The following is a 12,864-nucleotide window of genomic DNA, read 5'->3' as shown; positions in this document are numbered from 1 at the left end:
CGGCAGCGGCCCACCGGCCGCGCCGGGCCCGCCCGTACGCTGCTCCGGAACCGGGGCCGGGCCCCCGCCCGTACCGCCCGACTCCGGCGCGGCGGGCTGGAAGTCCGGCGGCAGCGGCGGCAGCCCGGACTGCGGAGCCGCTGGCGGCGCCCAGTTGCTGTTGCCGGTCTCCTGCGGCGGCGCGGCGTCGGCCGCCCCCTCCTGCGGCTCGCCCTCGGCGCTCGCCGCTTTGGCGCGCTCCTCGGCCTCCCGGCGCAGCGACGCCGCGGAGAAGCGCATGGTGCCTTCGCTGCGTACCTCGCCGGTCCCGGCGTCGGAGTCGCCGTCGGCCACGGCGGCGGCGGATTCCGCGTCGGCGGCCTGCTTCCGCTCCGCGATCTCGCGCCGCAGCGAGGCGGTGGAGAACCGCACCGTGGAGTTGCCCTCCACGGCGCCGCTGTCGTCGCGTTCGTCGGCGTCGGCGCCCGCCTCGGGCGCTTCGGGGGTCTCGGGGGAGGCGACCGGCGGGGCCGGGGGCGCGGCGGGCGCCAGCGCGTAGTCGTCGTCCTCGGCCGAGGCGTCGGGAAGGTCGGACGCATGCTGCTCGACCCGGCCGCCTTCCGGCGCGCCGTCAGCCGGGGTCGGAGCGGCCGGGCTTGCGGTGAAGCCGGACAAAGAGGGTGTCCCGTCGGCCTCGCCGCCCCGCGGCCTGGCCTCCGCCTCCGCGTCCCCCGCGTCCTCCGCGGTCCCGTCCGGCGCGGCCTGGTGCACGGAGGCATCCGCAGGCGCGGGCTCGGTGGAAGGCGCCGGGGGCGGAGGCGCCCACGCCCCCTGGAACCCGTTCGGGTCCGGCGGCCCCGGCACGGACACCGGTTCGCCCGTCGGCGGCGGAGGCGGCGGGGGCGGCGTCGCCCCGGCCCCCGTGTCCGCCGCGGGCCCTGCGGCGGGTGGTGCCGACGGCGCAGCGTTCTGCGTGTACCAGGCAGGTGGGGTGTAGTCGATGGTGAACTCGCCCGTGTGCTCGGTCTCGGCGTCGGACCGATCATCGCCGGGTGTGGTTCCGCCCGTGCGGATCTCGTCCCGATCGCTGCTCACAATGCCTCCTGGTGTGGTCGAACACCCTTGAAATTCATGGCGAGGCCGATCTGTTGCCGATCGCTACTGTCGTCCGACCGTTCGGCTTTCCCCTTTTGTGACGCCGGGGACACCTGATCAGGTTCGTCACCGTGCGCATACCAAGCCTAATCACGAGAACCACCCGGACGGCAGGCCCGTCCCGGCGCTCGCAAGCGTCCGATAGGTCACGTCTCCTCGCCGTACTGAGAGATGATCAGTACGGAAACCCCTCGAATCGCCCCAAGGGTGGACTAGTCGACTCGGCGCGGCGATCCCAGCAGCCCCGTTTCGGCGTCGGTCGGCTGGAGCGCCACGGCCTGCCGTGCCTCACGGGTGCACCACAGGGTGACCCAGTCCTGGAGGGTTGACAGCGCCGTGACGTCGGGGCGGGGGAGGGCCATGATCCTGCCTATCTCCTCCGCCTCGTCGGGCGAGACGCGCTGGATCCCGACCAGTCCCGCGTGCTCCAGGAGCCGGGGCGCGACCGGGCTCAGATACGGCAGCAGGGTCAGCACCGACTGCCACGGCAGGGCGGACACCCGGCCGCGCGGCGGGCGCATGCCACAGTCCCGGATGACCAGTACCGGGCTGCCCACCGACGGCCCTTGGGGCGGTACCCGGCCCACGTCGAAAACGGTCATGCACTGCTGCCCGCCGCCCGCGACCTGCACCAGGTTGGCCCACAGATGCGGCCGCCCGGTCTCGATGGCGACCCGGGCGCCGGTGGCTGCCGCCCGGAAGGCCAGCACCTGCGCGGTCCACAGCCCCCCGACGAGCACCACGTCGAACGGCTCGGGCCGGTTGAAGCCCAGCACGGCGGGCTGGTTCTCGCCGTCCACGCCGATGATGACGCCGTCGTCACCGACCGGCAGGGCGAGCGCGTCGAGCTGGTCCGCGGTGAGCGTCTGGCGGCCGCGGCGGGGCCCGATGAGCCCGAAGCCGGGGCGCGTCCTGCGCCCGCCCGACACGGCCGGGGGGGTGGGAGCGGGGGTGGACGGAGAAGAGGTGGACGGAGTGGAAGTGGCCATGGCCATCAGCGAGTACCTCCCAGCGGAAGCGTGGCGAGCACGCCGGGCAACTGCTCGCGATCGAGACGTACGAGCCCGACCCGCACCCCGCGCGCCGCGCGCTCCAGCGCCTTGCGGGCGGTGATCAGATCGGTGTCATTGCGGCCGGTGATGCGGATGTGTCCGTTGACCGTGGAGGTGTTCCGGCCGCCCTCGCCCTGGGTGAGCGTCAGGCTGAAGGTGCTCGCGAGGGCGGGCATGGAGGTCAGCAGCGCCACCAACTGGGGCAGCGGCACGGCTCCCGTGCCCACCTGCGGCCACCGGCCCACCCAGTAGGTGGTGTGCCAGCGGTCGTCGCAGCGCCAGGCGCGCGAGGTCTCCGCGGTCCGGCGCGCCGGAGTGCTCGCGCGCCCCGCCTGGGTCGTCGCGTTCGCGTTGACGCACGCCGAGGTGGCGATGGCCGTGGCCAGTTCGCCCTCGGCCAGCGGCCTGGCCGTGAAACCGGCCCCGGTGAGGCGGCTGGCCAGCTGGTCGACCGAGCGCAGCAGACAGCGCTGAGCACCCTCCAGGCCGCCGCCGCGCGCCTCGATGGCCTCCGGGCACAGCTCGGGATGGAGCTTGAGCGCCACCCAGGTCAGCCGGACGGCGGGCGCCCCGGCGTGCTCCTGGAGCGGGGCGTAACTGCGCGCCGCCGCGGCCTGCTCCGGCAGATGCGGCGCGGGCGCGGGCTGCGCGTGCTGGACGACCTGTACGGACTCCAGCCGGATCCCGTCCACCTCCAGCGCGTCGTGCAGCAGCGCGAGCGGAAGCGGCCGCTTGTCCCGCATCGGCCGCAACGGGGCGTCGTGCGACTGGACCTGGAGTATCGCCGTGAGGAACGTGCCGTCGCCGATCATGCCGATCTCGCGCCGGTCCCGGGAGAGGTACGCGTACGTCCGCAGCGCGGGATCGCATTCGACGGCGGGGGCGAGCGAGGGGTCGAGACCCGCCGGAACGGGCTCCTTGGCGAGCCGCTGGCGGGCCCGGAGCGCGCTGATGGAGATGAGCCAGTCGGTGAACGGCTGCTGCCTGCGGCGCAGCACCGCGAGCAGCACGAGCACCAGGGCGACCACCCCGGCGGGCACGAGCAGCAGCGAGTCGACGGTCCAGGCGACGACGAGGACCGCGGCGGCGACCTCCACCAGCACGAGTTGGTGCAACCGTACGGGGCCGAAGCTCCCAGTGCGTGAGGGCTGGCGCGGTGCGGCGGTGCGCGCTTGGGTGGCAGAGCTCATCAGGGAGGCCGCCCCTTGTCCTGGTCTCGTCCTGGTCGATTGTGTGATTACGGTATCGGAAAGGCCGCGTGAGGGTGGCGCGGGTATCAGCTGGGCCGAGTGGGTGAGTAATCTCCCCTGTGGCGACCAAGCGCAGGCACGTGCGCAAGAACAACACGGGGAGAAGCGGGCTAAGACATGGCATCGCGGCGGGATGAGCTCAGCGCCTACACCTTTGCGAAGAAACGAATGGTTGCCTCGTTTGTGCAGCCATCGCCCACCGTCATGGACGACGGCGCCCCGCGCCCGGTGCGCGCCTTTCTTCCCGGCGTCATCGTGGGCGCGCTGGTCCTGGCGGGTTTCGGGGCCTGGGGGATGTTCAGGCCGACCGCGCCGAAGGGCTGGGACGACACCGCGGCCCACATCATCGTCGGCAACGAATCCACGTCGCGTTACGTGATTCTGTCGACGGGCGGAAAGAAGCAGCTGCATCCCGTCCTGAACCTGGCCTCCGCGAAACTCGTCCTCGAGTCCGGCAAGTCGGACATCATTCGGGTGAAGGACTCGCAGCTCGACAACGGCGACATACCGCGCGGCCCGACGATCGGAATTCCGTACGCACCGGACCGCATGCCGGCAGCCGATGACGCCGTCAAGCAGAAACGTTGGGCGGTCTGCGAGCAGCCCGGTGGTGGGCAGAGCAAGTCCACGCAGAAGGCGGTCTTCCTCTTCGCCGACCGCGAGGCGTCGAAGGTCCAGGGCGCGCAGCGGCTGCGCGGCAGCCAGGCGATGTACGTCGAGGGCAGCAAGGGCCGCTACCTCGTGGACCCGTCCGGCAAGAAGTACCTCCTGGGCGGCCCCCAGGGGGAGAAGAGCATGACCCCGGAACAGTACGACCTCCTGCTGCGGACCCTGTTCAAGCAGGGCGCCGAGCCGCAGAAGGTGACGGACGACTGGCTGGACACGCTGAAGGACGGCGCGCCGGTGGAGTTTCCCTCGGTGCCGGGACAGCCGGGCGCGTCGGCCGGGGTCGACTCCCTGCCGGACGAGGCCGACAAGGTCGGGACGGTGCTCCAGGCCCAGACGGGCGGCGGCACCCAGCACTACGTCGTGTTGCGGGGCAAGGTGCAGCCGGTCTCGGGCTTCGTCGCCAATCTGCTGCTCAACAGCGAGCAGCTGTCCAGCCTCAACCAGCTCGGCAAGCCGATGAAGGTCAACGCACAGGACTTCGTCTCCGACTCCGAGGTCTTCGCCGAGGACACCGCCTGGCCCGATGAGGCCCCGCGCCAGGTCAACTCCGCGGAAGGGGCGGCCGGTTCCCAGGCCAGGGACACCGTCTGCAACGTCCTCACCAAGGTCAGCGCCAACGGCACGCCCACGCTGGAGACCTGGGCGGGCGCGGATTACCCCGCGCCCGTCGTGGACGGTGGCAGCAGCGCGTACGTCACCCCCGGCACCGGCCTGTTCTACCGGCAGTACCAGGGGCGGGCCACGAACACCGGCCAGACCTTCCTCATCACCGACACCGGCCTGCGCTACCAGGTGCAGTCCAACAGCGACAGCAGCGCGGGCAAGTCCAAGATCGGCGGTTCCGCCGACGAGCAGAAGGCCATGACCGAGGGACAGCGAGCGGCCAACGAGGCGCAGACCAGGCTGGGTTACGGCGACGTGAAGCCGGTACCGGTGCCGCAGAACTGGTCGCAGTTCCTTCCGATCGGGCCCCGGCTCGACCTCAACAGCGCCCGACAGCCGCAGGGTTCGTGACCATGGGAAACCGACACATGAGGCGGGCGGCCGCGCTGTCGTCCGCGACCGCACTGGCGTGCCTCACCGGGGCGACGGGCGCGACGGAGCCCGTCGCCGCCGCGGCCACGTCCGTGGACGGCAACGGCCAGTGCACGTTCCCGATGAAGAAGCAGATCAAGGGAACGCCCTGGTCGCTCCAGCGGCTGGTGATGGACCGGCTGTGGGAGGACACCAAGGGCAAGGAGAAGGACGGTGACCCGGTCAAGGTCGCCGTCATCGACACCGGCGTGGACAACACCAACGTCCAGCTGAAGACCGCGGTCGACGCGTCGAGCGGCGCGAACTACCTGTCCGTGCCGAAGGACGTCTCCGGCGCCGACCGCAAGCGGGCGCAGAGCCCGACGTACGACGAGGTCGGGCACGGAACCAAGGTCGCGGGCATCATCGCGGCCCGGCCCCGTCCGGGCACCGGTTTCGTCGGCCTGGCCCCGGACGCGAAGATCATCCCGCTCAAGCAGAACAACGCCGAGGGCAAGGGCACGCCGGAGATGATGGCGCGGGCCATCCGCAAGGCGGTGGACGAGGGCGCCCGCGTCATCAACATCTCCCAGGACACCAAGGGCGCCCGCTCGCAGCAGGATTTGGAGCTGGCGATCGCCCACGCGATCGACAACAACGTGGTCGTGGTCGCCTCCGCCGGGAACGACGGCGCCGACGGCAAGTCGAAGCGCACCTACCCGGCCTCCTACCCGGGGGTCCTGGCGGTCGCCGCCTCCGACCGCAACAACGAGCGCGCGTACTTCTCGCAGAGCGGCGACTTCGTCGGGGTCGCGGCGCCGGGCGTGGAAATGGTCTCCACCGTGCCCAAGGGCGGCCAGTGCGTCGACAACGGCACCAGTTTCGCCGCCCCGTACGTGGCCGGTGTCGCCGCCCTCATCCGGGCCAAGCACCCGGACTGGAAGCAGAACGAGGTCGTCGCCCAGATCGAGCAGACCGCCGAGCGCGGCGTCAACGGACGTGACCGCTACATCGGCTGGGGCGTGATCGACCCCGTCAAGGCCCTCACCGACGACGAGCAGGCGATCCAGCGGCCCACCGTCGACAATGGTTCGGCCCAGAACATCCCGAAACCCGATCCGGGCAAGCTCATCCTGGGCGAGACCCCCCACGAGCGCAGCGTGCGCCTGGCCACGTACGCCCTGGGGGCAGGCGTGGTCGTGGTGGCCATCACGGCGGGCGGCGCGATCGTCCTCCGTGACTGGCGCCGCCGACGCGATGCGTGAGTCCCACGTTCCCCATCCGTTCCAGTCGTTCCATCCCTGTAACAACCCGACGGCCCATGGTCATGGACACGGGGACGGTGGCTAGAGTGGTGCCTTGACAACTTCGGTCCGATGTCACGGGGTGGTCGTCGAGAGGGCGCCCCGCGGCATCCGATTCATGGGGGAAGGTGTGCCATGGCGGAGAGGCTCCGCGTAGAAGGCCATGATTTCAAGACCCTGGAAAGCGCCATCGACTGGATGGAGGGTCAGCTCACCCAGCGGGTCAGCAAGCTCAACGGTGTGATCGACGACATCGAGGGGCACTGGAAGGGCATCGCGGCCGGCGCGTACAACAACCTCCAGACGGAGGTCAACAACGACGTTCGCCGGGTCAACCAGCTGCTGAGCTTCACCAAGGAGCTGGTGAAGGCGAGCCGGGATGGCTTCGACGCAGAGGAGCAGGAGCAGCTCAGGAAGATCAATAGCGTCGGGGGCGGCGAAAGCGGCATCCTGGGCTCCTTCCACGCTTCTTGATCCTTTTTGACCTGTCCGCTTCGCATCAGGAGTTAGAGCTCGATGGAAATCACATACGAAGGCGTCGTCAGCGCCTCGACCACGGTCAAGAGTGAGGCCGACCAGCTCAAGACCGACCTCGACACCATCATGAGGAAGTGCAAGGCCGTCTCCGAGTCGTGGTCCGGTGAGGCGCAGCGGGCGTTCAACGAGCGTCAGCACGAGTGGAACCAGCGCGTCAACCACCTGCACTCGACCCTCGTCGAAATCTCGAAGAGGCTGCTGGAGGCGACGGAGGGCTACAAGGCCAATGACCACCGTCAGGGCCAGCGCTTCGCGCAGGGGTAAGAGACGCAGCGCACAACCTGCGGTCGTGTCGTGGGTGCGGGACATTGCGGCCCTGGCCGCGTGTCCCGCACCCACGACTGCCGTATGCCGATACACGGAGGAGGTGTTTCATGGCTGAGTCGGTACCGGACGGGGGGAGCTCTGCTAAGTCTCCTTCGTCGCCGAAACTCGACGCTCCCAGTGAGTCCTTGCAGGAATTCAAGAAGCGCGTCGACAGGCTTCTGACAGAACTGGACAAGTCGACCGCCGCGCACGGCAAGCTGGGCGAACAAAAGGTGGCCGCCACCGCCTACGGCGAATTCGATCAGGCGAAGATGCTGGCCGAGGCGTACAACAAGGCGCACAGCCGTCTGCAACTGCTCTCCCGCACCCTGGGTGAGCAACTGGAGGCGATGGGCATCACGGTGGCCGCGGCCGACGGCGACTACCAGGAGATGGACCAGGAGCACGCGCGGCGCCTCAAGGCGATCCAGGCGCGTACCAGCAAGTACTACGAGCAGTATCAGAAGGAGCACGGTCATAAGGGTGGCGAGAAGCCCGATGACGGTGCCGAGACCGGCAACGGTAAGCAGGCCGAAGACGGCGGCATTTGATCGGGAACGGGGGATCAGGGCATGAGCGAACCGAAGATGTGCTACACCATCACGACTTTCGACGGAATGTCCTTCGAGAAGATGCTCAGCTTGGTCGCCGGTACGGATGAAGAAGAGATCATCCGTAAGGGCAACGCCCTCACGAGCGCGGGGGCTGAGCTGGACAAGATCGGCGACGAGCTCAAGAAGCGTGTCGGCAGGGTTACCTGGGACGGCGAGGGTGGCGACGCCTTCCGTGAGTGGGGCGACGACTTCGCCAAGCAGGCGCTGAAGCTGGCGAAATACGTTGGTGACGTCGGCAAGGCCATGGAGCACTCGGGCGAGGCTCTGACGCAGGTCAAGAAGGCGATACCGAAGCGTCCGGATGGCACGGGCGTTTGCTACGCGGACGCGGACAAGGAGAAGGAACGCCTCGAGACGCTGAAGGAGCTGGAGCCCGAAACCCGCTCGCAGCTGTTGAGGCTGGCGGGCAGCTACGGGACGCAGGCGGGGGCCATAGATCTCTCCGCGCAGGACGAGCCGGTCTTCAAGCCGCTGCCGAACGCGGCCATACCTGACAGCTTCATTGAAGGCGGGCAGGAGTCGTACGGCTCCTCCGGCGGCTCCGCAGGAACCGTCTCCTCGGCAGGTGGCGGGGCGCCGAGTGCCCAGCATGCTGTCCAGGACTCGACGTTCTCCCCGGGGCATGTCACCAACCCGTCCGCTCCGGGTGCCGGTGGCCATGTCACCGTTCCGGACGCAACCCACACCAACATCGACGGTGTGAAGGACCTGCCGCGCACGGATCCTGCACCGGCTCCCTCTGCGCCCCCACCCACACCCACTGGGCAGCAGGGGCCCGGCCGTGAGGTCACGGGCCTACCGGTCACTCCGCCCGTCTCCCCGTCCCCCGGGCTGGGCAGGTCCGGTCCGCCCGTGAACCCAGTCGGGCGGACGGGAGGCCCCAGGCTGGGAGGCGGCAAGGGGCTCGAGTCCATCAACGCCCGGCCCGTCACCAATCCCATGCGCGCCGACAGGGAGGTAGTCGGCGGTATGCCTCCCCGCCAGACTCCGACGAGCGGCGACGCCCGGACCGCCCGCGGCCCGGTCATCGGCGGCGAGCAGGGCCGTACCACCGGCCGCACAGGGGTCCCGACGACCACTGGTCAGGGTGTCGTGGGCGGACGACCCGTGACGGGCGTCCCGTCCCGCGGGTCGGCGTCATCGGCCCGTCCTGGCAGGATGGCGCGTTCCGCGAGCGAACTCAGGGTCAACGGGGAGTTCACCCAGGGAGGAAGCGGTCTCGTTCGGGGCGCCACCGGAGTGTCCGGTGTGCCGTCGGCGCAGAATTCGCGTCGGTCGCAGAAGCGTGACGGTGGAGAGGCCCCCGACTACCTGACCGAGGACGAGGAGACGTGGACCGGGGGAGAGCGCCGAAACGTGCCTCCCGTGATCGAGTAAGGCCCACCGCCCGCACAAGCCTCTGATGACGAGCACAGGACGAACAGGCACTATGGAACAAACGCTCATTCAGGTCCGGAGCCGGGCATCGGCAGTCCTCGCACTGCTGGCGTCCTTGCTCGTCATCATGGGGCTCGTCGCGCCCTCCGCGCTGGCGGAGAACATGCGGGAACGCCAGTGGTACCTGGACGCCATGCAGGCGGAAAGCATGTGGAAGGTCAGCTCCGGCAAAGGCGTGACTGTTGCCATGCTCGACAGCGGTGTCGATGCTTCTGTGCCGGAGCTTCGGGGGAAGGTTCTGCCGGGGAAGAATTTCGTCGAGCCTGGTGCTGACGCCCGTACCGATCCGAAGGGGCACGGCACGGCCATCTCGCTGCTCATCGCCGGAAATGGAGCCGGTGGCCAGGGCGTCAAGGGACTCGCTCCCGATGCGCGCATTCTGCCGCTCACGGTGACCGGCTCGACGAAGGAAGCCGGGAACACCACTGTTCCGGGCCTCACCAAGGCCATTCGATACGCGGCCGACAGCGATGCACAGATCATCAACATGTCCCTGGCCTTCCAGGACTACTCGCTCGAAAAGGGAGAGAGGGAACAGCTCCAGAAGGCGGTCGACTACGCGATCGGACGCGGCAAACTGCTGCTGGCCGGTTCGGGCAACGACGGAAATACGTCGAACGACGTCACCTATCCCGCGGCCAGTGACGGCGTGGTCGGAGTCAGCGCCATCGACAAGTCTTTGGCGGCGACCAAGTTCTCGAACCACGGCTCCTTCGTGGCTCTCGCGGCGCCGGGGGAGGACATCCCGACCAGTTGTATCGGGAAATCCGGGTACTGCAAAACCTGGGGCACCAGTCAGGCGACCGGCATCGCCTCCGGCGCCGCCGCCCTCATCTGGGCCAAGCACCCCAAGTGGACCGGAAACCAGGTACTTCGGGTCATGATGGAAACCGCCGGCAAGCCCGCCGACGGCAAAATCCCCAGCCGCTACCTCGGCTACGGCACGATCCGCCCGCGCTACAACGTCCTGGAGAACAAGGGTGACCCGGGCCCGGCCGATGTGAATCCCCTCGTGGCCGCCAAGAAGCCGGATTCCCCCGCCCCGTCCAAGGACGCCCCCTCCGCCGCCCCGAAGGGCGGCGCCGAGGCCGGTGCCGCCGCCGAGAGCTCCGAGGACGGCGGTAGCGCGATGCCCTGGATCCTGGGCGCGGCGGCTGCGGTGGTCGTGGTCGGCGGTGGAACCTTCGTCTTCCTCCGGCGCCGTAGCGCTCAGCGTTTCTGACTGTTCCTCAAAAGCGTCCGGTGACGAGCTGAATTCGTCATGCGCGCGTTCACCCACCCATCATCGAGGTCGCTTTCGGTATGCCCTGAACCGTGGGCGTGCTAGCGTGCACGACACGTTTGAGCCACGCGCTCTGCAAACGCCTCGTAAACGGTCAGATAGGGGGAAGCGTGACTGACGAGATCTTTCGAGGAATGCAGGAGTTCCAGCAATATGCGGAGAAACTCCAGCAGCTCATGACGGATATGCAGGATCAGGTTCCGCAGCACGCCACGGGCGAGGACGCCCAGGGTGCCGTCAGTGTGACGTTGGGGCCTGATCGGCTGCCCGAGTCCATCAAGGTCGCGTCCGACTGGCAGCGTCGGCAGCCTCCCGAGAACCTCGGCCCGGCCGTCGTCGACGCGTACGGCTCCGCCATGAGCGAGCAGATGGAGGGCTGGGCGCGCACCCTCGAGCAGTCGGGCTGGGAGGAGCGGGCCGCGGAACTCGAGGGCATGCCCGACGTTCCCGGTTCGGGAACGGGGCCTGTCGCGCCTCCGGAGGTGCCCCGGCAGGATCGGGACCCCGTCCGTCCGAGGCCCATGGAGGACGTGGTCGAGGACACCCTCTCCGGGCTCGACGCCCTGGACAGGCTGGACGTGGACTCCTTCCGGGCCCCGGAGGTCACGGGAGAGGCGGCCGCCCGCCGGGTCGTCATCGGTCTCACCGCGCACTCCCTGGTCTCCTGCGACGTGGATCCGCAGTGGGCCGCCCAGCAGTCGTCCATCCGGTTGAGCCAGGCGCTCAACGAGGCGCTGAGGCATGCCCGGGCCAAGCTGGAGGACGTCCAGAGTCCCGGCGCGGCCCAGATCGCGGACCTGAACCCACAGGGCCTCATGAACGAGTTCCTGGCCATACTCAACGACCCGCAGCGGCTGCTCTGACGTGTTCACTGGCTCGGAAAGGATCTGAAGCCCCATGGCGAAGGACCGTCTCAAGGTCATCACGGACGCCATTCGCTCCGAGGCCGGCATGTGGGACAAGCAGGCCACGGCGATCGGCGAGGTCGGCACCACGATCAAGGGCCTGCGGCCCAGTCGGCTCGAGTACGGCATGTACCAGATATTCGTCGGCGCCTATCAGGACGTCATCGATCACTTCTCGGCTCGTTGTGCCGAGGGGGAGAAGCGGATGACGGAAATCGCCGACGCCTTGGTCAAGAACGCGAAGGCGTACGACAACCACGAAGCCGACACCAAGAAGTCTGTGGAAGAAGCCTACTAGTACCGAACGGTGCTCGGGGAACGGGGAAAGCAATGGCATTCAGTCAATCGGCATTCGACGACCTCATCGAAAAGATCAACGAGAAGTTGAAGAAGGTCGGTGAGCTGCTGGACAAGATGGTCGACGGAGTCAACAGCTTCGCGGGCCACTGGTACGTTCCCGACGCTGTGGCGAAGCCGATCATCGCCGCCGCGAACAAGCTCGTCGACTTCGTCAACTGGATCCTCGAGAAGATCGGCGAATTCTTCAAGGGCGTCTTCGCCCCGGTGGTGCTCTTCCTGGACTCCCTCGACTGGCAGGACAAGAAGATCCGCGGCAAGGCGAGCACCGCGTCCTCCACCACGGCGAAGGGAAACCTCCAGGCCCCGAAGGAGTGGAAGGGCGAAGGAGCCGACGCCTATACGGGTGCCATCTGGACCCAGTCCTCCGCCGCCGGCCAGGTCAGCAGCGCCGCCGACTCGATCGCCACCAGTCTTCTCGTCGCCGCCGGAGCGGGACTCGTCTTCTACGGGGCCATCGCCGCCTTCCTGGTTCAGTTCGTCCCCGCCATGATTGCCTGCTCGGCCGCCGGAGTGACCGGTGTCGGTCTGGTCCCCGCCGCGATCGCCGCCATCGGGGAAGGCACCGCCGGATGGGTGCTTGTCACCACCGCTTCGGTCGCTCTGGTGACCGTGCTCGGCGACCAGGCGAAGACCCTCGCCGAGATGAAGGGCCAGGCCGGCGACAACAGTGCGTTCCCGAACGGCCACTGGCCCATCGGGACCGCCTGACCGGACCACTTTTGGAGTGAACCTGTGTACGGACCTCGTATCGCCGGAGTGAGCATCGCCGTACTGGCGTTGTTGTGGCTGATGATGCCGGCGCTCACGGACTGGGCGGTCGTACCGTCCAAACCGGTGGTGGTGATCCTCTGCGTGCTCGTCGTGGCCTGTCCGGCGATCGGCGAGGTGTTCACGAAACGGCAGCAGCAGCGCAACCGCCGCTGACCACAACCGCAACAGCGGTAGGGGCTCGTCGAATCATCGACGAGCCCCTACCGCTGTCCGGTCCCGCTGTGCGCCG

The 12,864-nt window shown here is 68.8% G+C and carries 14 protein-coding genes; 11 read left to right on the top strand and 3 right to left on the bottom strand.

The features are described from left to right. The 3 genes from EEJ42_RS09060 to eccE form a co-directional block, all read right to left on the bottom strand. On the bottom strand, positions 1-1,074 hold a 1,074-nt coding region (locus tag EEJ42_RS09060; protein WP_281291418.1), incomplete at its 3' end, for an SCO5717 family growth-regulating ATPase. Positions 1,075-1,346: 272 nt separating this feature from the next. After that, on the bottom strand, positions 1,347-2,129 hold the full coding sequence (locus EEJ42_RS09055) for a hypothetical protein (RefSeq protein WP_425472864.1): 783 nt from the start codon (positions 2,127-2,129) through the stop codon (positions 1,347-1,349). Further along, the gene (gene eccE / locus EEJ42_RS09050; RefSeq protein ID WP_123099458.1) at positions 2,129-3,376 is read right to left on the bottom strand and encodes a type VII secretion protein EccE; all 1,248 of its coding nucleotides are present in this window, start codon (positions 3,374-3,376) and stop codon (positions 2,129-2,131) included. The genes EEJ42_RS09055 and eccE overlap by 1 nt, the downstream gene beginning before the upstream one ends. A 177-nt stretch (positions 3,377-3,553) precedes the next feature. On the opposite strand from eccE, the gene eccB reads away from it, so the two are divergent. The 11 genes from eccB to EEJ42_RS50745 all read left to right on the top strand — a co-directional run bounded on the left by eccB (position 3,554) and on the right by EEJ42_RS50745 (position 12,788). After that, complete coding sequence (gene eccB / locus EEJ42_RS09045) at positions 3,554-5,119, top strand: type VII secretion protein EccB (RefSeq protein ID WP_123099457.1); 1,566 nt, start codon at positions 3,554-3,556, stop codon at positions 5,117-5,119. Positions 5,120-5,136: 17 nt separating this feature from the next. Beyond that, positions 5,137-6,384, top strand: a complete 1,248-nt coding sequence (mycP, locus tag EEJ42_RS09040; protein WP_342778262.1) for a type VII secretion-associated serine protease mycosin — start codon at positions 5,137-5,139, stop codon at positions 6,382-6,384. Between the two features lie 174 nt (positions 6,385-6,558). Continuing rightward, entirely contained in the window at positions 6,559-6,897 is a 339-nt protein-coding gene (locus EEJ42_RS09035; protein ID WP_123099455.1) for a WXG100 family type VII secretion target, read from the top strand. Positions 6,898-6,939: 42 nt separating this feature from the next. Next, the gene (locus EEJ42_RS09030; RefSeq protein ID WP_123099454.1) at positions 6,940-7,224 is read left to right on the top strand and encodes a WXG100 family type VII secretion target; all 285 of its coding nucleotides are present in this window, start codon (positions 6,940-6,942) and stop codon (positions 7,222-7,224) included. A 110-nt stretch (positions 7,225-7,334) separates the two neighbouring features. Continuing rightward, positions 7,335-7,817, top strand: coding sequence for a hypothetical protein (locus tag EEJ42_RS09025; protein WP_148081902.1), 483 nt, complete (start codon positions 7,335-7,337; stop codon positions 7,815-7,817). Positions 7,818-7,838: 21 nt separating this feature from the next. Beyond that, positions 7,839-9,257 carry a WXG100 family type VII secretion target gene (locus tag EEJ42_RS09020; protein WP_148081901.1) on the top strand — a complete coding sequence of 473 codons (1,419 nt, stop codon included), beginning with the start codon at positions 7,839-7,841 and terminating at the stop codon, positions 9,255-9,257. A 52-nt stretch (positions 9,258-9,309) separates the two neighbouring features. Then, positions 9,310-10,539 carry a type VII secretion-associated serine protease mycosin gene (gene mycP / locus EEJ42_RS09015; RefSeq protein WP_123099451.1) on the top strand — a complete coding sequence of 410 codons (1,230 nt, stop codon included), beginning with the start codon at positions 9,310-9,312 and terminating at the stop codon, positions 10,537-10,539. Positions 10,540-10,709: 170 nt separating this feature from the next. Next, a complete protein-coding gene (locus EEJ42_RS09010; protein ID WP_148081900.1) occupies positions 10,710-11,462 on the top strand; it encodes a hypothetical protein in 753 nt (250 codons plus the stop codon). A gap of 34 nt (positions 11,463-11,496) precedes the next feature. Further along, positions 11,497-11,802, top strand: coding sequence for a hypothetical protein (locus EEJ42_RS09005; protein WP_123099449.1), 306 nt, complete (start codon positions 11,497-11,499; stop codon positions 11,800-11,802). A gap of 32 nt (positions 11,803-11,834) precedes the next feature. Continuing rightward, positions 11,835-12,572, top strand: a complete 738-nt coding sequence (locus EEJ42_RS09000) for a hypothetical protein (RefSeq protein ID WP_123099448.1) — start codon at positions 11,835-11,837, stop codon at positions 12,570-12,572. 48 nt (positions 12,573-12,620) lie between these two features. After that, positions 12,621-12,788 (top strand): hypothetical protein, encoded by a 168-nt coding sequence (locus EEJ42_RS50745; RefSeq protein ID WP_184503004.1) that lies wholly within the window; start codon positions 12,621-12,623, stop codon positions 12,786-12,788. Positions 12,789-12,864 lie beyond the last annotated feature (76 nt).

It is taken from the genome of Streptomyces botrytidirepellens (assembly GCF_003721215.1).
GTDB classification, from domain to species: Bacteria; Actinomycetota; Actinomycetes; order Streptomycetales; family Streptomycetaceae; genus Streptomyces; species Streptomyces himastatinicus.
The sequence above is the reverse complement of the archived record's forward strand: the minus strand, read 5'-3'. Positions and strand labels throughout refer to the sequence as shown.

What these genes read in the sequence shown, in the direction of transcription:
- EEJ42_RS09025 (WP_148081902.1), top strand. Translation starts at nt 7,335, where the DNA reads ATGGCTGAGTCGGTACCGGACGGGGGGAGCTCTGCTAAGTCTCCTTCG.
- eccE (WP_123099458.1), bottom strand. Translation starts at nt 3,376, where the DNA reads ATGAGCTCTGCCACCCAAGCGCGCACCGCCGCACCGCGCCAGCCCTCA.
- EEJ42_RS09030 (WP_123099454.1), top strand. Translation starts at nt 6,940, where the DNA reads ATGGAAATCACATACGAAGGCGTCGTCAGCGCCTCGACCACGGTCAAG.
- EEJ42_RS09020 (WP_148081901.1), top strand. Translation starts at nt 7,839, where the DNA reads ATGAGCGAACCGAAGATGTGCTACACCATCACGACTTTCGACGGAATG.
- mycP (WP_342778262.1), top strand. Translation starts at nt 5,137, where the DNA reads ATGAGGCGGGCGGCCGCGCTGTCGTCCGCGACCGCACTGGCGTGCCTC.
- mycP (WP_123099451.1), top strand. Translation starts at nt 9,310, where the DNA reads ATGGAACAAACGCTCATTCAGGTCCGGAGCCGGGCATCGGCAGTCCTC.
- EEJ42_RS09035 (WP_123099455.1), top strand. Translation starts at nt 6,559, where the DNA reads ATGGCGGAGAGGCTCCGCGTAGAAGGCCATGATTTCAAGACCCTGGAA.
- eccB (WP_123099457.1), top strand. Translation starts at nt 3,554, where the DNA reads ATGGCATCGCGGCGGGATGAGCTCAGCGCCTACACCTTTGCGAAGAAA.
- EEJ42_RS09000 (WP_123099448.1), top strand. Translation starts at nt 11,835, where the DNA reads ATGGCATTCAGTCAATCGGCATTCGACGACCTCATCGAAAAGATCAAC.
- EEJ42_RS09055 (WP_425472864.1), bottom strand. Translation starts at nt 2,129, where the DNA reads ATGGCCATGGCCACTTCCACTCCGTCCACCTCTTCTCCGTCCACCCCC.
- EEJ42_RS09005 (WP_123099449.1), top strand. Translation starts at nt 11,497, where the DNA reads ATGGCGAAGGACCGTCTCAAGGTCATCACGGACGCCATTCGCTCCGAG.